Source organism: Nocardioides marmorisolisilvae (genome assembly GCF_031656915.1).
Lineage (GTDB): Bacteria > Actinomycetota > Actinomycetes > Propionibacteriales > Nocardioidaceae > Marmoricola > Marmoricola terrisoli.
Genome location: NZ_CP134227.1, coordinates 640,527 through 659,585, shown reverse-complemented (window position 1 = coordinate 659,585; position 19,059 = coordinate 640,527). Strand labels below are relative to the sequence as shown.

16 protein-coding genes are annotated in these 19,059 nt (G+C 69.8%); 11 read left to right on the top strand and 5 right to left on the bottom strand.

Translation table 11 applies throughout. From position 1 onward, the window contains the following. Nucleotides 1-89 precede the first annotated feature (89 nt). From Q9R13_RS03185 to Q9R13_RS03175, 3 genes are read right to left on the bottom strand one after another with little or no spacing between them, the layout of a single operon-like run. On the bottom strand, nucleotides 90-1,655 hold the full coding sequence (locus Q9R13_RS03185; RefSeq protein ID WP_310963616.1) for an AMP-binding protein: 1,566 nt from the start codon (nucleotides 1,653-1,655) through the stop codon (nucleotides 90-92). Nucleotides 1,656-1,658: 3 nt separating this feature from the next. Further along, nucleotides 1,659-2,699 carry an acyl-CoA dehydrogenase family protein gene (locus Q9R13_RS03180; RefSeq protein ID WP_310963615.1) on the bottom strand — a complete coding sequence of 347 codons (1,041 nt, stop codon included), beginning with the start codon at nucleotides 2,697-2,699 and terminating at the stop codon, nucleotides 1,659-1,661. A gap of 16 nt (nucleotides 2,700-2,715) precedes the next feature. Further along, nucleotides 2,716-3,936 carry an acyl-CoA dehydrogenase family protein gene (locus tag Q9R13_RS03175; protein WP_310963614.1) on the bottom strand — a complete coding sequence of 407 codons (1,221 nt, stop codon included), beginning with the start codon at nucleotides 3,934-3,936 and terminating at the stop codon, nucleotides 2,716-2,718. A 113-nt stretch (nucleotides 3,937-4,049) separates the two neighbouring features. Between Q9R13_RS03175 and Q9R13_RS03170 the strand changes: the two genes are divergently transcribed. From Q9R13_RS03170 to Q9R13_RS03160, 3 genes are read left to right on the top strand one after another with little or no spacing between them, the layout of a single operon-like run. Further along, nucleotides 4,050-5,219: a Rieske 2Fe-2S domain-containing protein gene (locus tag Q9R13_RS03170; protein WP_310963613.1), complete on the top strand. Its 1,170-nt coding sequence runs from the start codon at nucleotides 4,050-4,052 to the stop codon at nucleotides 5,217-5,219. Next, entirely contained in the window at nucleotides 5,219-5,521 is a 303-nt protein-coding gene (locus tag Q9R13_RS03165) for a hypothetical protein (RefSeq protein WP_310963611.1), read from the top strand. Before Q9R13_RS03170 ends, Q9R13_RS03165 begins: the two co-directional genes overlap by 1 nt. Beyond that, on the top strand, nucleotides 5,521-6,615 hold the full coding sequence (locus Q9R13_RS03160; RefSeq protein ID WP_310963610.1) for a ferredoxin--NADP reductase: 1,095 nt from the start codon (nucleotides 5,521-5,523) through the stop codon (nucleotides 6,613-6,615). The genes Q9R13_RS03165 and Q9R13_RS03160 overlap by 1 nt, the downstream gene beginning before the upstream one ends. Nucleotides 6,616-6,649: 34 nt before the next feature. Here the strand turns inward: Q9R13_RS03160 and Q9R13_RS03155 are convergent, their stop codons facing one another. Beyond that, nucleotides 6,650-7,429, bottom strand: a complete 780-nt coding sequence (locus Q9R13_RS03155) for an SDR family NAD(P)-dependent oxidoreductase (protein WP_310963609.1) — start codon at nucleotides 7,427-7,429, stop codon at nucleotides 6,650-6,652. A gap of 4 nt (nucleotides 7,430-7,433) precedes the next feature. Beyond that, nucleotides 7,434-8,108, bottom strand: coding sequence for an MBL fold metallo-hydrolase (locus Q9R13_RS03150; RefSeq protein ID WP_310963608.1), 675 nt, complete (start codon nucleotides 8,106-8,108; stop codon nucleotides 7,434-7,436). Nucleotides 8,109-8,258: 150 nt separating this feature from the next. On the opposite strand from Q9R13_RS03150, the gene Q9R13_RS03145 reads away from it, so the two are divergent. The 8 genes from Q9R13_RS03145 (at nucleotide 8,259) to gap (ending at nucleotide 19,058) form a co-directional block, all read left to right on the top strand. After that, complete coding sequence (locus Q9R13_RS03145) at nucleotides 8,259-9,632, top strand: endonuclease/exonuclease/phosphatase family protein (RefSeq protein WP_310963606.1); 1,374 nt, start codon at nucleotides 8,259-8,261, stop codon at nucleotides 9,630-9,632. Nucleotides 9,633-9,723: 91 nt separating this feature from the next. Further along, entirely contained in the window at nucleotides 9,724-12,609 is a 2,886-nt protein-coding gene (uvrA, locus tag Q9R13_RS03140) for an excinuclease ABC subunit UvrA (RefSeq protein ID WP_310963605.1), read from the top strand. Between the two features lie 76 nt (nucleotides 12,610-12,685). Further along, nucleotides 12,686-13,165, top strand: coding sequence for a Rieske (2Fe-2S) protein (locus Q9R13_RS03135; protein ID WP_310963604.1), 480 nt, complete (start codon nucleotides 12,686-12,688; stop codon nucleotides 13,163-13,165). Nucleotides 13,166-13,201: 36 nt separating this feature from the next. Continuing rightward, nucleotides 13,202-15,160, top strand: a complete 1,959-nt coding sequence (uvrC, locus tag Q9R13_RS03130) for an excinuclease ABC subunit UvrC (protein WP_310963602.1) — start codon at nucleotides 13,202-13,204, stop codon at nucleotides 15,158-15,160. 3 nt (nucleotides 15,161-15,163) lie between these two features. Then, on the top strand, nucleotides 15,164-16,024 hold the full coding sequence (gene rapZ, locus Q9R13_RS03125) for an RNase adapter RapZ (protein ID WP_310963601.1): 861 nt from the start codon (nucleotides 15,164-15,166) through the stop codon (nucleotides 16,022-16,024). Further along, nucleotides 16,021-16,983, top strand: coding sequence for a gluconeogenesis factor YvcK family protein (locus Q9R13_RS03120; RefSeq protein ID WP_310963600.1), 963 nt, complete (start codon nucleotides 16,021-16,023; stop codon nucleotides 16,981-16,983). The genes rapZ and Q9R13_RS03120 overlap by 4 nt, the downstream gene beginning before the upstream one ends. Before the next feature lie 9 nt (nucleotides 16,984-16,992). Next, nucleotides 16,993-17,979 (top strand): DNA-binding protein WhiA, encoded by a 987-nt coding sequence (gene whiA / locus Q9R13_RS03115; RefSeq protein ID WP_310963599.1) that lies wholly within the window; start codon nucleotides 16,993-16,995, stop codon nucleotides 17,977-17,979. Between the two features lie 83 nt (nucleotides 17,980-18,062). Further along, entirely contained in the window at nucleotides 18,063-19,058 is a 996-nt protein-coding gene (gene gap, locus Q9R13_RS03110; protein WP_310963598.1) for a type I glyceraldehyde-3-phosphate dehydrogenase, read from the top strand. The last annotated feature ends 1 nt before the right edge of the window (nucleotide 19,059 follow it).

The following is a 19,059-nucleotide window of genomic DNA, read 5'->3' as shown; positions in this document are numbered from 1 at the left end:
ATGTCCGGGACGCTCGCGGGTTCGGCCACACGGATCGCGGACCTGCGCGCGGCGCTGGCGCTGCTGGCCTCGGCCCTAGGGGACCTGTGTCAGCCTGCCGCCGTGTAACGGGTTCCGCGCTCCTCGCGCAGCCAGGTCGATCCGCCGATACCGCAAGCCTGCAGGGCCCGCTTGAGCACCTTGTTCGTCGCCGTTCGGGGGAGAGCCGTGAGCACATGCACATGCCGTGGCCACGACTTCGTGCCGAGGTCGGCCTGCCCGGCCAGGAACAGCCCGAAGTCCTCGGGGGTGAGCGGGCCACGGAGCACCAGTGCGGCCACCAGCTGGTCCCCGGACAGCGGGTCGGGCACCCCGTACACAGCGGCCTCGGCGATGGCTGGGTGCCGCAACAGGATGCGCTCGATGGGCGCGGCCGCGAGATTCTCTCCGTCGACCCGCAGCCAGTCGCTGGTGCGGCCGGCGTAGAACACCCAGCCGTCGGCGTCGCGGTAGGCGAGGTCCCCGCTCCAGTACATCCCGCCGCGCATCCGCTCCGCGGTCGCCTCGGGGTCGTTGTAGTAGCCGGCGAACTGGCCGGCACCCGTCGTGTTGACCAGCTCTCCGACGCAGTCGTCGAGGTTGGCGACTCGGCCGTCCGCGTCGTACCTAGCCCGCGGGCACTCCTGCCCGGTGGCCGGATCGAGCACCGCCACGCCGTCGAGCGGTCGGCCGAGGGATCCGGCAGGGGTGCCCTCGATCCGGCTGATCACCACGGCGTTCTCGGTCGAGCCGAAGCCATCGATCACCCGGCAGCCGAAGCGGCGACCGAACTCCGCGGTGTCCCGGTCGCCGGCCTCGTTGCCGAACACCAGGCGGAGCGGGTTGTCGGCGTCGTCCGGTCGCTCGTGGGTGGCGAGCACGTAGCTCAGCGGCTTGCCGACGTAGTTCGCGTACGTCGCCCCGAGCGCGCGGACGTCGTCGAGGAAGCCGCGTGCCGAGAAGACGGCGGGGGCGATCGTCGCGCCGCGATGGAGGGCAGGTGCCCACCCCGCCAGCACGCCGTTGGAGTGGAACAACGGCATCGAGACGTAGTGCACGTCGTCGGGGGTGAGCCCGAGCCGCTCGGCGACGTACGCCGCGGGCTCGGTCACCTTGCGGTGGGTGACTCGGACCGCCTTGGGGTCGCCGCTGGTGCCGGAGGTGAAGATCAGCATGAACAGCGAGTCCTCGGTCAGCCCCGCGACAGGCGTGTGGATCAGGGGTATCCGCTCGGGCCGGTCGAGCGCATCGCCGAACACGACCTCGACGTCGCCGAGGTCGAGGTCGTCCAACAGCCCGGCGTGGGCGGAGTCGGTGACCAGGACTTGGCAGTCGGCCTTGCGGACGTCGGCGGCCAGTGCGTCCCCGCGACGGGTCGTGTTCAGCCCGACCAGCACGTGCCCGCCGAGGCCGGCCGCAGGCAGGTGGATGGCCAGGTCGGGGCCGTTGTCGAGGAGTACGCCGACGTGCGGCGGCCGTCCCGGGTCGAGTCGGGCCTCGAGTCGGTGTGCCAGGGCCTGGGCGGCGGCGACGTACTCGGTCCAGGTCAGCTCGCGCAGCGCCGCACCCTCGCGCCAGCGCAGTGCCGGGCGGTCGGAGTCGGCCAAGACGAGGAGCTCATCGCGGACCGTGGACATCGGTCAGGCCCCGGAAGCGGCCAGCTCCGCGCCGATCCGCCGTGCTGCTGCCGTGCTCCCGCCGAGAAGGAACTCGCTGCACTTAGCAGCGGTGAAATAGCGGTGCGTCTCCCCGTCGAGGTCGATCCCGACGCCGCCGTGCACATGGACTGCGGTGTGCGCGAGTCGGTGTCCGGCGTCGGCGGCCCACATGCGTGCCGCTGCGATCTCGACGGTGGCCGGCAGTGACTCGGACAGTCGCCAGGCGGCCTGCCACAGCACCAGTCGGGCCCCGAGGACGTCGATGTAGCCGTCGGCCAGCCGCTGCGACACCGCCTGGAACGTGCCGATCGGACGGCCGAACTGCTCCCGGCTGCGGGCGTACTGCGCGGTCAGCGCCAGCGCGCCGTCGACGACGCCGACCTGGTGCGCCACCTCGGCGACCGCGAGTCGGTCGGCGAGTCGGTCGACGGCCTCGGGGCCGCCGAGCGTGGGTCGGTCGTCGAAAGCATCGGCGTCGACGGTGATCCGGGCCGCGAGGTCGCCATCGGTGATCCGCTGGGGCTCGATCCGCACCCCCGGGGCGTCCGGGGTGAGGAGGACCAGGCCTGACCGGTCGGGCGTCGGCAGCACGAACGCGTCGGCCGCGGTACCCGCCTGGACCACGCTGAACGACCCGGCCCGGTCGCGATCGACCGCCGCGGTGAGCAGCGCCTCTCCGCTTGCGGCCCGGGGAAGCCACGTCTCTCGCACGTGGCTGTCGCCGACCTCGGCGAGCGTCATCGCAGCGACAGCGTGGGTGCCGATCGGCACCGGCGCGACCGCGCGCCCGGCCTCCACGAGGACCGCCGCCACCTCGAGAAGGCCGAGCCCGGCGCCTCCCGCGTCCTCCGGGACCGCCAGCCCCAGAAGCCCGGCCTCGCCCAGAGCCGCCCAGAGGGATCGGTCGATGCGCTCCTCGAGAGCGTCGACCTCGCGCAGCCGCGCCGGGGTGCAGTGGTCGGCCAGGATGGTCGCCGCGAGCCCGGCGGCGTCGGTGGCCTCGGTCGGCAGGTCGAAGTTCATCGCGTTCCTTCCGTGCTCAACGCTTGGCGGCGGGCAGGCCGAGGCCGGTGTAGCCGATGATGTCGCGCTGGATCTCGTTGGTGCCGCCACCGAAGGTCATCACCAGCGACGACCGGTGGAAACGCTCGAGCCGGCCGTGAAGCTCGGCGCCGGCGGAGTCGGCATGCACCAGCGCGGTCGGGCCGACGACCTCCATCAGGGCGCGATAGACCTCGGTGGCGGTCTCGGAGCCGTAGACCTTGGTCGCCGAGGCGTCGGCGGGGGAGAGGTCCGTGGTCGCGGTCGCGAGCTTCCAGTTCAGCAGCTTGAGCATCTCCGCCCGCGCCGTCGCTCGGCCCAGCAGCACCTGGACCCACTCGGAGTCGATCACCCGGCTGCCGTCGGGCTCCCGGGTGGTCCGGGCCCATTGCGTGACCAGCTCGATCGAGTGCAGCATCGGCGCGGCCGAGGTCAGCGCGACCCGCTCGTGGTTGAGCTGGTTGGTCATCAGGGCCCAGCCGCCGTTGAGCTCCCCGACGAGGTTGCCCTCGGGGACGCGCACGTCCTCGTAGTAGGTCGCGCTGGTGCTCACTCCCGCGACCGTGTGCACCGGGGTGTAGGAGAAGCCGGGTGCGTCGGTCGGCACCAGGATGATCGAGAGCCCCTTGTGGCGCGGCAGGTCGGGGTCCGTCCGACAGGCCAGCCAGACGTAGTCGGCGTACTGGATCAGCGAGGTCCACATCTTCTGCCCGTTGATGACCCACTCGCCCCCGCGTCCCGGGTCCGCGCCGTCCGGAGCTTGACGTGTCGATGGGTCGAGGCGCGCGCGGGTCTTGAGCGATGCGAGGTCGGTGCCTGACTCCGGCTCGGAGTAGCCGATCGAGAAGTGCATGTCTCCGGTGAGGATCTTCGGCAGGATCTCCTGCTTCTGAGCGTCGGTGCCGAATCGCATGATCGTCGGACCGACGGTGTTCAAGGTGAGGTAGGGGATCGGTACGCCGGCGATCGCGGCCTCGTCGGTGAACAGCAGTTGCTCGATCATCGGACGGTTCTGGCCGCCGTACTCCTCGGGCCAGCCGATGCCCAACCACCCGTCGGATCCGATCTGCCGGATCACAGACTTGTAGACGCCCGCGTCGCCGAACTCGCCGGTCGCCGCAGCGAGACCGGCTCGGACCTCGGGCGTGACCAGCTCGGTGAAGTAGTGCCGGAGCTGCTTGCGGAGGGCTTCCTGCTCCTCGGTGAGCGCGATGCGCATGCCACCATCCTTCCGGGCTGCGTGACTATGGCCGGGCTTCGTGCAAAACTATAACCTGTTCTAGTCTGGGCGCCCAGCCGGACGCCGGTACGAAGGTCGACTGGAGGAATGACATGACGGGCACCACGAGCAGCGAGTCCCGCACCCTGGACCGCGGAGCGCCGCCGGACCGGTTCGCGCGCGGCTGGCACTGCCTCGGTGTCGCGGACTCCTTTCGCGACGGACGGCCGCACGAGGTGCGCGCCTTCGACGGCAAGCTGGTGGTCTGGGCCGACTCCCAGGGCGGCCTGAACGTCCTGGACGGCTACTGCCGGCACATGGGCGGCGACCTCACCCAGGGCACCGTCAAGGGCGACGAGATCGCCTGTCCGTTCCATGACTGGCGCTGGGGTGGCGACGGACGCTGCAAGGCGATCCCGTACGCCCGCCGGGTCCCGATGCGCGCCCGGACCCAGAAGTACCCCGCGGTTGAGCGCAATGGCTTGCTGATGGTGTGGCACGACGTCGAAGGGTCCGAGCCGGAGATGGACATCCTGCCGCCCGCGCTCGACGACATCATGGATCCCGAGGTCTACACGGACTGGACCTGGAACACCCTCGACGTGCCGTCGGCACACTGCCGGGAGATCGTCGACAACGTCGTCGACATGGCGCACTTCTTCTACATCCACTTCGCGTTCCCGACGCACTTCCGCAACGTCTTCGAGGGCCACATGGCCACGCAGTTCATGGAGTCGACCGGCCGGCCCGACATGGCGGGGGAGGGGTACGGCGACGAGAGCCTCACCCTGCAGTCCGAGGCGACGTACTTCGGGCCCGCCTTCATGGTCAATTGGATCAAGAACGACTATAAGGGCTTCATCACCGACGTGGTGCTGGTGAACTGCCATGTGCCCACCGGTGACAACTCGTTCGTGCTCCAGTACGGGCTGAAGGTGAAGAAGCCGCAGGGCGTCGACGAGAAGACGACCGAGTACATCGGCACGCGGTACACCGAGATGTTCGGCCAAGGCTTCCTGCAGGACGTGCACATCTGGCTGAACAAGGCGCCTGTGCAGAACCCTCTGTTGTGCGAGGAGGACGGCCCGGTCTACCAGCTGCGCCGCTGGTACGAGCAGTTCTACGTGGACAGGGCCGACGTCGCCCCGGAGATGGTCGAACGGTTCGAGTTCGAGGTGGACACCAGCAAGGCGAACGAGTTCTGGCGTGCGGAGGTGGAGGAGAACCTCAAGCGCAGAGCCGAGGAGGACGGTGCGACCAGCGCCGCAGAGGCGCACGCCTGATGCTCTCCTTCGGGGCGACCACCGAGCAGACCGCCGAGGACCAGCGGCTCTACCTCGACGCGCGCCTCGCGGAGGTCGCCTGCCTGGACTGCCTCGCTCGGGTGAAGGTCAAGAAGAACAGCGATCACCACACCTCTGTCCAATGGACGGGCGAGGCGCTCGGGCAGTGCCAGGAGTTCGCAAGGATGTCCGCTGAGCCGGGCGGCCGTCCGGTGCACGCGTCCTGCCCTCGACTGAGGGCGTCGATCGAGCGCGCGGTCGCCGAGGGCAACCTCTCGGTCGGCGCCGAAGATGGATACTGATGACCACTGACTCCTACCTGCTCACGGTCACCGAGGTGATCGAGGAGACCGAAGACGCGCGCTCGATCGTGTTCGAGGTTCCGCCGGAGCTGACCGACACCTTCGCCTACGTCCCGGGCCAGTTCCTCACCGTCGCGGTTCCGTCGGAGCGCACCGGCCTCGTCGCGCGGTGCTACTCCCTGTCCAGCACCCCCCACTCCGGCCGCCACCAGATCACCGTCAAGCGCACCGTCGACGGGTACGCCTCGAACTGGCTGCACGCCAACCTCCGCGCCGGCGACACCCTGCGGGTGCTGCCGCCGAGCGGGATCTTCTCGCCGAAGGACCTCGACGACGACTTCCTGCTCTTCGCCGGCGGCTCCGGGATCACCCCGGTGATGTCCATCGCCCGTTCGGCGCTGGAGAAGGGCTCAGGACAGGTCGTGCTGTTCTACGCGAACCGCGACGAGCGCTCGGTGATCTTCGCCGGCGCCCTCCAGGAGCTCGCGGCCCGCTATGCCGACCGGCTGGTCGTCGTGCACTGGCTGGAGTCCGTGCAGGGGTTGCCCTCCGCGGCACAGCTCAAGGCGTTCGCTGCGCACTTCACGACGTACACCGCGTTCGTCTGCGGCCCGGCGCCCTTCATGAAGGCGGTCACCGACTCGCTCAAGGAGCTGGACTTTCCCCGGGCGCGTCGGCACCAGGAGAAGTTCGTGTCCCTGGGCGGCAACCCGTTCGGCGAGGTCGAGGAGGTGCTGGCCGCACAGGCGGTGCTGGACGAGGTCGACGACGGGGACGAGGAGGGCGACGAGCCCGGAGCGGCCGTCGTCACCGGCCCGGTCACTGTCGAGGTCGAGCTGGACGGCGAGCAGCACACCTTCGATGACTGGGCGGGCGACAAGCCGTTGCTGGAGTTCCTCGAGGACAAGGGCCTGGACGCGCCGTTCTCCTGCCGTGAGGGCCAGTGCAGCGCCTGTGCCTGCATGGTCCTCGAGGGCGAGGTGACCATGCGGAACAACGAGGTCCTCGACGCCGAGGACCTCGCCGACGGCATCCGACTGGCCTGCCAGTCGATGCCCGCGAGCGAGAAGCTCCGGATCACCTACAGCGGCTGAGCGCGGAGCGAGACCACCACGGGTGAGCTGGCGGCTACCCGCGGTGCTGGGCGACGATGTCGGCGGCACCGGCGCGGCGCTGGATCGTCGCGCTGAGCGCGGGCGCCACCGCACCGATCCGCGCCCCGAGCCGGAGCTCGAACGGCGCGGCGAGGACCTCGGCACGGTCGCGGGCGATGGCCCGGCGTACGGCGGCGGCGACCTGCTCCGGTGTCACGAACCGCGTCCCGCGCGGCAGCTGCATGCCGCTGTTGACGAACATCCCCGCCTCGCTGACGAAGCCGGGTTCAACGATCGAGATGCCCACGCCGGTGCCATGGAGGTCTTGGCGGAGCGAGGTCGCGAAGCCGCGCAGGCCGAACTTCGCTGTGTTGTACAGCGTGCTGCCCGGCGACGCGACCAGCCCGGACAGCGAGCCGATCAGCACCACCTGCCCGCGACGGCGCCCGAGCATCCCCGGGAGCAGGGCGTGCGTGAGCATGACGGGTGCCCGCAGATTCACATCGAGCATGCGCGCGACCGTGTCAGCGGTCATCTCCTCGAACCGGCCGCTGGCCGGGAGGGCGGCATTGGCCACCAGGACGTCGACCTCACCGGCCTCGGCGAGCAGCCGCTCGACCTGATCCGGATCAGCAAGGTCGCAGGCGATCGCGGCGGCGCCCACCTCGGCCGCCAACGGCTTGAGGACGTCCGTCCGCCGCCCGGTCAGCACAAGGTCTGCGCCGGACGCGTGCAGCATCCGGGCAAGGGCGTGGCCGATCCCGCCGGTGGCGCCGGTGAGCAGTACCCGGGCGCCCCGGAGCCGCACGGTCATCGACTCACCACCCCCGTTCGCGCCACTCCGCCAGGTGGGGTCGTTGAGCGCCGATGGTGGAGTCGTCCCCGTGGCCGGGGTAGAACCAGGTCTCGTCGGGCAGCCGGTCGAACAGCTTCGTGGAGACGTCGTCGATGAGCGTCCTGAACGCGGAGGGGTCGCCGAAGGTGTTCCCGACGCCCCCCGGGAAGAGGCTGTCTCCGGTCCACAGGTGCGGAGTACCCTCGGGGTCGTCGTACAGCAGCCCGATCGAGCCAGGGGTGTGGCCGGTCAGGTGGATGACCTCGAGGCGGCAGCGGCCGAACTCGACGGTGTCACCGTCGGCCACCCGGTCGTCGACGGGTACGCCGGTCTGCTCCGTGATCGCGTCCGCGTCGGCCTCGCCGGCGACCACGACGGCACCGGTAGCGGACACGACGTCGGCGAGTGCGCGGTGGTGGTCCCAGTGCTGGTGGGTGGTGACCACCTTGGTGAGGCCGGCGTCGCCGATCAGCCGGAGCAGGACCTCGGACTCGGCGGCGGCGTCGATCAGCACCTGTTCATCGGTGGCTCGGCAGCGCAGCAGGTAGCAGTTGTTGGACATCTCCGGGTCCACGGCCACCTTCGTCACCACCAGCTCGCCGAGTTCGCGGGTGTCGGGGGTTCCCCCGGGCTTCACGTTGCCGGTGTAGGTCGTCATGGAGCCGATCCTAGTGACCGCCCGAGGACGGCCCGCGACGAGTTACAGCACTGAAATTAGTCGGATCCGATTGCGTGTTGCGCTTGATACTGGTGGGATGTGTGTGCTCAAAGGTGTCAAAGTTCCCGTCCCGGGGTCCAAGGAGGACGCATGTCGCGCCCACGCAGGTCGATCGTGCTCGCAGTGCTGCTGAGCGCCGTGCTGGCGCTCCCACTGGTCGGGCTGACGACGCCTGCCCAGGCGAAGGGCGACGTCTCGCCGGACTTCCGGGTCATGACCCTCAACATCAAGGTCACCCTGCCCTCCGGGGCCTGGGCGGCGGATGCGCAACGGGCGACGACCATGACCGACATCCTCTCGTTGCAGGAGGCCGAGCAGCAGCCCGACCGGGACGCACTCGAGGCGATGCTGCACGGGCAGGGCTGGGACATGTGGTACCCGGCCGTGGGCGGCGGCGGCAACCCGGTCGCCTGGAACGCCTCGAAGTTCTACTTCGTCAGCGGCAGCACGGTGAAGGTGCTCTCCCGCGAGCGCGGCGTGACCCCGGACCGGTGGATCAACATGGTGGTCCTGGGCCAGGTGGGCACCGACCGCCAGGTCACGATCGTGAACACGCACACGATCAACCGTGGTGCCGTGGACGCGGGTCTCAAGCCCAACTCCCGCACTCCCAAGCTCAAGAAGCACCTCCGGATGCTGCGCACTGCGATCCAGCAGGCTGCCGCGGGCTCCCAGAACGTGATCGCGACCGGAGACCTCAACGTCAACTACATGCGGGATCGGCACCTGAAGCTGCCCGGGCTGCCGACCGACGTGCTCGGCCCGATCGTCGACTTCGATATGCCGATCGGCCGCACCTACGACCACGGCAACACCGAGCTCGACTACCTGATGACCCTCAAGGACGGCGGCCTCGCCCCCGTGAGCGGCCAGATCGTGCCCGGTTTCCGCAGCGACCACCGCGGCGTGGTGGTCGGGCTGATCTTCCTCAACCAGGGGCCGAGCCCGGTCCCGCCGCCCGACGGCGCCCGGTTCTCGCCCGGCACGATGGTCAACCACCCGCACAACCGGCAGCAGCGGCGCGCCGTGCCCAGGATGGTCAAACAGGTGCTCAACGCGGCCCCCGCCGGGTCCGCGGTCCACCTGGCCACCGGGAACCTCAGCGACGGCGTCGTCTACCGCGCCCTGCTGCGCGCCCACCGACGAGGCGTGTACGTTCAGGTGCTGCTGACCGACAAGCACCTGAACAACAGGGAGCGCTCGCTGCGCAGCGTTCTGCACCACCAGATGTCGGGCCGTACCTGGTTCAGCAAGTGCCTGACGGCGATGTGCCGGCGCACCACGGCACAGATGGCGCCGACCACGCTTCTGGTGAGCCAGTCCGGTGCCACCCGGGCACTGCGCCTGACCAGCGACCGGTACGTCGACTCCTACGCAGTGCACCGGCGCACCCACGCCTGGGTGACGACGGATCTCGACAGCTACAACGCCTCCTTCCACGACTTCTTCCTGGCGATCAGCTGACCAGGTAGCAGGTCGCGGCCCCTGCGTGGCGGGTTGATCCGGCCCGTAGAATGGACGAACATGTGTTCGATCCGACCAAGCAGGGGACATCGTGGCAGACCAGCTCGTCATCAGGGGCGCGCGTGAGCACAACCTCAAGGACGTCTCGCTCGACCTGCCCAGAGACTCCCTGATCGTCTTCACCGGGCTCTCCGGGTCCGGGAAGAGCTCGCTGGCGTTCGACACGATCTTCGCCGAGGGACAGCGACGGTACGTCGAGTCGCTGTCGGCGTACGCCCGGCAGTTCCTCGGGCAGATGGACAAGCCCGACGTGGACTTCATCGAGGGGCTGTCCCCGGCGGTGTCGATCGACCAGAAGTCGACCTCGAAGAACCCGCGGTCGACCGTCGGCACCATCACCGAGGTCTACGACTACCTCCGGCTCCTCTATGCCCGCGCCGGCAGGCCGCACTGCCCGACCTGCGGTGCCCCCATCGAGCGGCAGACCCCCCAGCAGATCGTCGACCGGGTGATGCAGCTGGACGAAGGCACCCGATTCCAGGTCCTCGCCCCGGTGATCCGCGCTCGCAAGGGCGAGTACGTCGAGCTCTTCCGGTCGCTGCAGTCGCAGGGCTTCAGCCGTGCCCGGGTCAACGGCGAGACCGTCCAGCTCGCGGAGATGACCCAGGACGGCCCGCCGAAGCTCGACAAGCAGAAGAAGCACACCATCGAGGTCGTCGTCGATCGGCTCGCCGTCAAGGCGAGCGCGAAGCGCCGGCTCACCGACTCGGTCGAGACGGCGCTCAACCTCGCCTCAGGCCTGGTCGTGCTGGACCTGGTCGATCTCGACGCGGCGGATCCCGGCCGCGAGCTTCGGTTCTCGGAGAAGATGGCCTGCCCCAACGAGCACCCGATCGAGACCGACGACCTCGAGCCGCGGTCGTTCTCGTTCAACTCGCCCTTCGGGGCCTGCCCGGAGTGCCACGGGCTCGGGACCCGGATGGAGGTGGACCCCGAGCTGGTGGTCACCGACCCCTCGGCGACGCTGGCGCAGGGCGTGATCCAGCCGTGGTCGGGCGCCCACGTGGCCGACTACTTCATCAGGCTGCTCTCGGCTCTCGGTGACGAGCTCGGGTTCGACATCGACACGCCGTGGGAGAAGCTCCCGAAGAAGGCGCGCAAGGCGATCCTGGAGGGCCACCCGACCAAGGTGCACGTGGTGCACACGAACCGATACGGACGGCAGCGGTCCTACTACACCAACTTCGAGGGCGTCCGTCCCTATATCGAGCGCCGACACCGCGAGGCGGAGACCGACACCAGCCGGGAGCGCTTCGAGGGCTTCATGCGCGAAGTGCCCTGTCCCGCCTGCCAGGGGACCCGGCTCAAGCCGGTCTCCCGTGCCGTCACGCTCACTGCCGGGCGTGACCACAAGCAGTGGTCGATCGCCGAGCTGTGCGCGCTTCCCATCGACGGTGCCGCGGAGCTGCTGGCCGACCTCGAGCTCAGCGCGCGGGAGCGGCAGATCGCCGAGCGGGTGCTCAAGGAGATCCAGGAGCGGCTGCGGTTCCTGCTCGACGTCGGCCTGGACTACCTCTCGCTGGACCGTGCGTCGGCGACGCTCTCGGGCGGGGAGGCCCAACGGATCCGGCTGGCGACCCAGATCGGAGCCGGTCTGGTCGGGGTCCTCTACGTGCTCGACGAGCCCAGCATCGGGCTGCACCAGCGGGACAACCAGCGGCTGATCGAGACCCTGGTCCGGCTCAAGGATCTCGGCAACACCCTCATCGTGGTCGAGCACGACGAGGACACGATCCGCACCGCCGACTGGGTCGTCGACATCGGGCCGGGTGCGGGCGAGCACGGCGGCCAGGTGGTGCACTCCGGCACGGTCAAGCAGCTGCTCAAGCACCCCGACTCCGAGACGGGCCTCTACCTGTCCGGCCGCAAGTCGATCCCGCTGCCCGCCGTACGCCGTCCTCCCACGCCCAGCCTGGCGCTCACCGTCCGCGGCGCGAAGGAGAACAATCTCAAGGACATCGACGTGTCCTTCCCGCTCGGCTGCTTCGTGGCGGTCACCGGGGTCAGTGGGTCCGGCAAGTCGACGCTGGTCAACGACATCCTCTACACCGCGCTGGCCAAGCAGATCTACAACGCCCGAGCGGTCCCCGGCCGGCACACCCGGATCACCGGCACCGAGCACGTCGACAAGGTCATCCACGTGGACCAGTCGCCGATCGGGCGTACGCCGCGCAGCAACCCGGCGACGTACACGGGGGTCTTCGACCACATCCGCAAGCTGTTCGCCTCGACCCCTGAGGCGAAGATGCGCGGCTATCTGCAGGGGCGGTTCTCGTTCAACGTCAAGGGCGGCCGCTGCGAGGCCTGCTCCGGCGACGGGACGATCAAGATCGAGATGAACTTCCTGCCAGACGTCTACGTGCCCTGCGAGGTGTGCCACGGAGCGCGCTACAACCGCGAGACGCTCGAGGTGCATTACAAGGGAAAGACCATCGCGGAGATCCTTGAGCTCTCCATAGAGGAGGCTGCGGACTTCTTCGCGGCGATCCCGGCCATCGCGCGTCATCTGAGGACCCTGGTCGAGGTGGGGTTGGGCTACGTGCGGCTCGGCCAGCCGGCCACTACCCTGTCCGGCGGCGAGGCCCAGCGGGTCAAGCTGGCGAGCGAGCTGCAGAAGCGCTCGACCGGGCGGACCGTCTACGTCCTGGACGAGCCGACCACGGGGCTGCACTTCGAGGACATCCGGAAGCTGCTGGGGGTGCTCTCGAGCCTCGTGGACAAGGGCAACACGGTGCTGGTGATCGAGCACAACCTCGACGTGATCAAGACCGCGGACTGGATCATCGACATGGGCCCGGCCGGCGGCAACAAGGGCGGCACCGTTATCGCGGAGGGCACCCCCGAGGACGTCGCGAAGCAGGCGGGCAGCTTCACCGGGGAGTTCCTGGGCCCGCTGCTGGAGAGCTCGCTCGATTGAACCCGGAGGGCCGCTCGTTCGTCCCGCACAGAGAACCTTCACGGATCCTTCATCTCGGCGACCTAGCCTCAGAGCCGTGACGAGCGAGGAGAGCAGCATGTCCCAGGAACAGCCCAGTCGACGCACCCTCGTCGCGGGTCTCGCGGCCGGCAGCGTGGCGGTGCCGTTGATCGCAGCGTGCGGCAGCGCGGGGACGACTGCGCCGAGTGGCGCGGCCCGGACGCCCGCCGCGGGCAGCACACACGGCGCCTCGAAGGGCAAGGGTGGCGGCACCGTGCTGGGCCCGACCTCCGAGATCCCCCTCGAGGGTGGCAAGGTGTTCGGCTCCGAGCAGGTCGTGGTCACCCAGCCGACCCAGGGGGACTTCAAGGCGTTCTCGGCGATCTGCACCCACCAGGGATGCCTCGTCTCGACCGTCAGCGCGGACGTGATCCATTGCCCCTGCCACGGCAGCCAGTTCTCGGCCAAGGACGGCTCGGTCGTCGTCGGGCCAGCGAGCGCGCCCCTGGCTGCGAAGAAGATCGCTGTCAAGGGCGGCGAGATCCGCCTCATCTGACGCGAAGCCGTCGGACCTCGCCCGTAGGCTGGGTTCGTGGCTGATCCCTCGACGTACCGACCGGCGCCGGGGTCGATCCCGACGCAGCCGGGCGTCTACCGCTTCCGCGACAAGGACGACCGGGTCGTCTACGTCGGCAAGGCGAAGAACCTGCGGGCGCGGCTGTCGTCGTACTTCCAGGACGTCGCCCACCTGCACCCCCGCACGGCCACGATGGTGACGACTGCGGCGCGCGTCGACTGGACGGTCGTCGGCACCGAGGTCGAGGCGCTCCAGCTGGAGTACTCCTGGATCAAGGAGTTCGACCCGCGCTTCAACGTCAAGTACCGCGATGACAAGTCCTACCCCTGGCTCGCGGTGACGCTGCACGAGGAGTTCCCCCGCGTGATGGTGGGACGCGGCGCGAAGCGGAAGGGGGTGCGCTACTTCGGGCCGTACGGCCACGCCTGGGCGATCCGGGACACTGTGGACACGCTGCTTCGGGTCTTCCCGATGCGGTCCTGCAGCAACGGGGTCTTCAAGCGCTCCCAGCAGATCGGGCGGCCGTGTCTGCTCGGCTACATCGACAAATGCGCGGCGCCCTGTGTCGGCCGCGTGGACGCAGACGAGCATCGTCGGATCGCGGAGGACTTCTGCGACTTCATGGCCGGCCGCACCGACGCGTTCATGCGCCGCGTGGAGAAGGAGATGTACGCCGCGTCCGCCGAGCAGGACTACGAGCGCGCAGCGCGGCTCCGTGACGACCTGGGCGCGCTGCACAAGGCGCTGGAGAAGCAGGCCGTGGTCCTCGGCGACGGCACCGACGCCGACGTGGTCGCCCTCGCTGAGGACCAGCTCGAGGTGGCGGTCCAGGTGTTCCACGTGCGGACCGGGCGGATCCGTGGCCAGCGCGGCTGGGTGGCCGATCGGGTCGAAGACACCGACACCGCCCAGCTCGTCGGCGACTTCCTGCTCCAGCTGTACGCCGGCGAGGAGCGCGAGGCGATCCCGCGAGAGATCCTGGTACCGGCGCTCCCGCCCGACGTGGCCACCTACGAGGAGATGTTCAGCGAGGCGCGGGGCACCCGGGTCGCGATCCGAGTGCCCCGGCGCGGCGACAAGCGGTCGCTCCAGGAGACGGTGGCGCAGAACGCCGGGCAGGCGCTCGCGCTGCACAAGACCAAGCGGGCCAGCGACCTGACCACCCGCAACCAGGCACTGGAGGAGATCCAGTCGGCGCTCGAGCTGACCACGGCACCGCTTCGCATCGAGTGCTACGACATCTCCAACCTCCAGGGCACCGAGGTGGTCGGCTCCATGGTGGTCTTCGAGGATGGGCTCGCCCGCAAGAGCGAGTACCGCCGGTTCGTGGTTCGCGGCGTCGAGGGACAGAACGACGTGGCGTCCATGCACGAGGTGGTCACCCGCCGGTTCCGCCGGATGCTCGACGAGCGGATGGAGCTGCCGGAGCTCGGCCAGGAGACGTCCGAGGAGATCGGTCGGCAGCAGCGCAAGTTCGCCTACGTGCCGGGTCTCGTCGTCGTCGACGGCGGCCCCCCGCAGGTCGCGGCCGCACAGCGGGCGCTCGACGAGCTCGGCATCGACGACATCCCGGTCTGCGGGCTGGCCAAGCGGCTCGAGGAGGTGTGGCTCCCCAGCCAGGAGGATCCGGTGATCCTGCCGCGCACGAGCGAAGGCCTCTACCTGCTCCAGCGAGTCCGCGACGAGGCACACCGCTTCGCGATCACCCACCACCGGGGACGGCGCTCGAAGTCGATGGTCGAGAGCATCCTCGACGACGTTCCGGGGCTGGGCGAGGTCCGACGCAAGGCGCTGATCCGGCACTTCGGGTCGCTGAAGCGGCTGCGCAGCGCCTCGGCCGAGGAGATCGCCGAGGTGCCTGGCATCGGACCGCGCATCGCCGAGGCGGTGGTGGCGGCGGTCGCGGAGCACGCAGCGACCCGCAAGACTGTCTCTGTGAACACCGCGACCGGCGAGATCCTCGAGGAGCACTGAGCGATGCAGCAGGGTGAGCTCGTCGTCGTGACGGGGATGACCGGGGCCGGCCGCAGCACGGCGGCCAAGGAGCTGGAGGACCTCGGCTACTTCGTCGTCGACAACGTGCCGCCCGAGTTGGTCGGCGACGTGGTGCGCCTGGTCGACGAGAAGCAGGGCATCGACCAGCCGGTGGCAGCCGTCGTGGACGTCCGCGCGGGGCAGTTCTTCGCGGCGCTCACCGAGGCCCTGGTACGCCGGTTCCCGTCGCGACGCACGACGTTGCTGTTCCTCGAGGCCGACGACGACATCCTGGTACGCCGGCAGGACGCCGCGCGCAGGCCACACCCGCTGCAGGGAACCGGCCGACTCCTCGACGGGATCCACCGGGAGCGCAAGGTCCTCGAGCAGCTCCGGGGGGACGCCCAGCTGGTCATCGACACGACGTCGCTGGCCCCCCATGAGCTGCGCGCACGGGTGGCCGACGCCTTCGGGTCGCCGACGTCGGTCGCACTGCAGGTGACCGTGCTGAGCTTCGGCTTCAAGTACGGCGTGCCCGTCGACGCGGATCTGATGGCCGACATGCGGTTCCTGCCCAACCCGCACTGGGTCCCCGGGCTGCGGCCGCACACCGGCCGAGATGGCGACGTGGCCCAGTACGTGCTGTCCAACCCGGCGGCGGTGGAGTTCCTCGACAGGTACGTCCCGGTGATCGAGACCGTGGGAGAGGGGTATCTCGAGCAGGGGAAGCGGTTCATGACGGTCGCGATCGGCTGCACCGGGGGCAAGCACCGCAGCGTGGCGATGGCGGAGCGGATCGTCGCGCTGCTGCGGTCGCGAGGCATGGACGCCCGCGCGGCGCACCGCGACCTGGGGCGGGAGTGACCGGGGCGCTGGTCGGCGCCGGCGAGCCCCGCATCGTGGCGCTCGGCGGCGGCCACGGCCTGGCAGCGTCGCTGGAGGCGCTCCGCCGGGTCACCACCGAGCTGACCGCGGTGGTCACCGTCGCTGACAACGGGGGCTCGTCGGGGAGGCTGCGCTCAGAGTTCGGCGTCCTTCCTCCGGGCGACCTGCGGATGGCGCTCGCTGCACTGTGCGGCGACGACCGGTGGGGGCAGACGTGGGCGCGCGTGCTGCAGCATCGCTTCGCCTCCGACGGCGACCTGGATGGTCATGCGATGGGCAACCTGCTGATCGTGTCGCTGTGGGAGCTGCTCGGCGACCACGTCCTCGGTCTGGACTGGGTCGCCGGCCTCCTCGGGGCTCGCGGACGGGTGCTCCCGATGTCGACAGTGCCGCTGGACATCGTCGCCGAGGCGCGCGGACTGGACGCGGACAGTCCCGAGCGGACCACCTGGGTGCGCGGCCAGGTGCAGGTCGCCACCACGCCCGGGCTCGTCGCCGTGGAGCTCGACCCACCCGCTCCGCCCGCCTGCCCCGAGGCCGTCCGGGCCGTGCAGGAGGCCGACCACGTCGTCCTCGGTCCCGGGTCGTGGTTCACCAGCGTGATCCCGCACCTGCTGGTCCCGGACCTGCGGACGGCGCTGTGCCGCACGTCGGCCAGCGTGATCGTGACGATGAACCTCGTCGCCCAGACGGGCGAGACCGAGGGCCTGGACCCGGTCGACCACCTCGAGGCGCTTCGCCGGCACGCACCCGATCTCCGCATCGACCACGTCCTGGCCAATCCGGCCGGCCTCACCCGGGCCGACGAGCTGGACCGGCTCGCGCGCGAGTGCGGCGGTGTGCTCGACCTGGTCGATGTGCGCGACGAGGCGCTGCCGGGGCGGCACAATCCGGAGAAACTCGCCCACGCCTATGCGTCCTTGGTGAGCGCGACATAGGGTGCGAGCATGGCGATGACGGCACAGGTCAAGGCGGAACTTGCCAACACCAAGGTCACCAAGGCCTGCTGCCGGAAGTCCGAGGTCTCCTCGATGCTCCGGTTCGCCGACTCGCTCCACCTGGTCAACGGTGGCGTGGTGATCGAGGCCGAGCTCGACACCGGGGCCGCCGCCCGCCGGCTGCGCACCGACATCGCCGACATGTTCGGCCACGAGTCCGAGGTCGTACTCCTCAAGGGCAACGGCATCCGCCGCGGGACCCGTTACATCGTCCGGGTCGCCCGCCAGGGCGAGGCGCTGGCGCGGCAGACCGGCCTCATCGACCAGCGCAGCCGCCCGGTCCGTGGCCTGCCTCCGCAGGTCGTCTCCGGGTCGGGCTGCGACGCGGTCGCAGCCTGGCGGGGGGCGTTCCTCGCGCACGGCTCCCTGACCGAGCCCGGCCGGTCGAGCTCGCTGGAGGTCACCTGCCCGGGGCCGGAGGCGGCGCTCGCACTCGTCGGCGCCGCCCGCCGACTCGGGATCGGGTCGAAGGCGCGTGAGGTCCGAGGGGTTGACCGCGTGGTGATCCGCGACGGTGACGCGATCGGCCAGATGCTCACCCGGCTGGGCGCCCACGAGACCCTGCTCGCCTGGGAGGAGCGCCGGATGCGCCGCGAGGTGCGTGCGACCGCGAACCGGCTGGCCAACTTCGACGACGCCAACCTGCGCCGCTCCGCGCGCGCGGCGGTGGCGGCCGGCGCCCGGGTCGAGCGAGCGCTGGAGATCCTCGCCGATGACGTTCCCGATCACCTGCGGCAGGCGGGCCAGCTCAGGCTCGAGCACAAGCAGGCGTCGCTGGAGGAGCTCGGCCAGCTGCACGACCCGGTGCTCACCAAGGACGCGATCGCGGGCCGGATCCGCCGGCTGCTGGCGATGGCGGACAAGCGGGCAGCCGAGCTCGGCATCCCGGACACCGAGGCCTCGCTGACCCCGGAGATGCTCGTCGACGAGGCCTGAGCTCGGGCTCTGAGGCGCTGGCTGCCGGCTCTGGTTCCCGCGATAGGGTCGTGGTGACCTTTGACAGCTAGCCAGGAGCAATCGTGACCGTCCGCGTTGGTATCAACGGCTTCGGCCGCATCGGCCGCAACTTCTTCCGCGCTGTGCGCGCCTCGGGAGCAGACATCGAGATCGTCGGTGTCAACGACCTCACCGACAACAAGTCGCTCGCGCACCTGCTCAAGTTCGACTCGATCCTGGGACGTCTCGATGCCGACGTCACCTACACCGACACCTCGATCAAGGTCGGCGACCAGGAGATCGCGGCCTTCGAGGAGCGCGACCCGGCCCAGCTCAAGTGGGGCGAGATCGGCGCGGACGTCGTCGTCGAGTCGACCGGCTTCTTCACCGACGCGACCAAGGCACGCGCCCACGTCGATGCCGGCGCCAAGAAGGTCATCATCTCCGCGCCCGCCTCGAACGAGGACATCACCATCGTGATGGGCGTCAACGACGGCCTCTACGATCCGGCGAAGCACACCGTCATCTCCAACGCGTCGTGCACGACCAACTGCCTGGCGCCGATGGCGAAGGCGCTCAACGACGAGTTCGGCATCGTCAAGGGTCTGATGACGACCATCCACGCCTACACGGCCGACCAGAACCTGCAGGACAACATCCACAAGGACCTGCGCCGCGCCCGCGCGGCCGCGATCAACCTGGTCCCCACCTCGACCGGTGCCGCGAAGGCGATCGGGCTGGTGCTGCCCGAGCTGAAGGGCAAGCTGGACGGCTACGCCGTCCGGGTCCCGGTGCCGACGGGATCGGCCACCGACCTGACCTTCGAGGCCGGCCGCGAGACCAGCGTCGATGAGGTGAATGCCGCGGTGCAGAAGGCTGCCGACGGCCGGTTCCTGAAGTACAGCACCGACCCCATCGTCTCCTCCGACATCGTCACCGACCCGGCGTCGTGCATCTTCGACGCCCCGCTGACCAAGGTGATCGGCAACCAGGTCAAGGTCGTCGGCTGGTACGACAACGAGTGGGGCTACTCCAACCGCCTTGCCGACCTGATCGCCCACGTGGGCGCGACGCTCTGAC

Excerpts from the sequence above, each read along its gene's own strand:
- Q9R13_RS03185 (WP_310963616.1), bottom strand. The coding sequence starts at position 1,655 with ATGTCCACGGTCCGCGATGAGCTCCTCGTCTTGGCCGACTCCGACCGC.
- Q9R13_RS03180 (WP_310963615.1), bottom strand. The coding sequence starts at position 2,699 with ATGAACTTCGACCTGCCGACCGAGGCCACCGACGCCGCCGGGCTCGCG.
- Q9R13_RS03175 (WP_310963614.1), bottom strand. The coding sequence starts at position 3,936 with ATGCGCATCGCGCTCACCGAGGAGCAGGAAGCCCTCCGCAAGCAGCTC.
- Q9R13_RS03170 (WP_310963613.1), top strand. The coding sequence starts at position 4,050 with ATGACGGGCACCACGAGCAGCGAGTCCCGCACCCTGGACCGCGGAGCG.
- Q9R13_RS03165 (WP_310963611.1), top strand. The coding sequence starts at position 5,219 with ATGCTCTCCTTCGGGGCGACCACCGAGCAGACCGCCGAGGACCAGCGG.
- Q9R13_RS03160 (WP_310963610.1), top strand. The coding sequence starts at position 5,521 with ATGACCACTGACTCCTACCTGCTCACGGTCACCGAGGTGATCGAGGAG.
- Q9R13_RS03155 (WP_310963609.1), bottom strand. The coding sequence starts at position 7,429 with ATGACCGTGCGGCTCCGGGGCGCCCGGGTACTGCTCACCGGCGCCACC.
- Q9R13_RS03150 (WP_310963608.1), bottom strand. The coding sequence starts at position 8,108 with ATGACGACCTACACCGGCAACGTGAAGCCCGGGGGAACCCCCGACACC.
- Q9R13_RS03145 (WP_310963606.1), top strand. The coding sequence starts at position 8,259 with ATGTCGCGCCCACGCAGGTCGATCGTGCTCGCAGTGCTGCTGAGCGCC.
- rapZ (WP_310963601.1), top strand. The coding sequence starts at position 15,164 with ATGCAGCAGGGTGAGCTCGTCGTCGTGACGGGGATGACCGGGGCCGGC.
- whiA (WP_310963599.1), top strand. The coding sequence starts at position 16,993 with ATGGCGATGACGGCACAGGTCAAGGCGGAACTTGCCAACACCAAGGTC.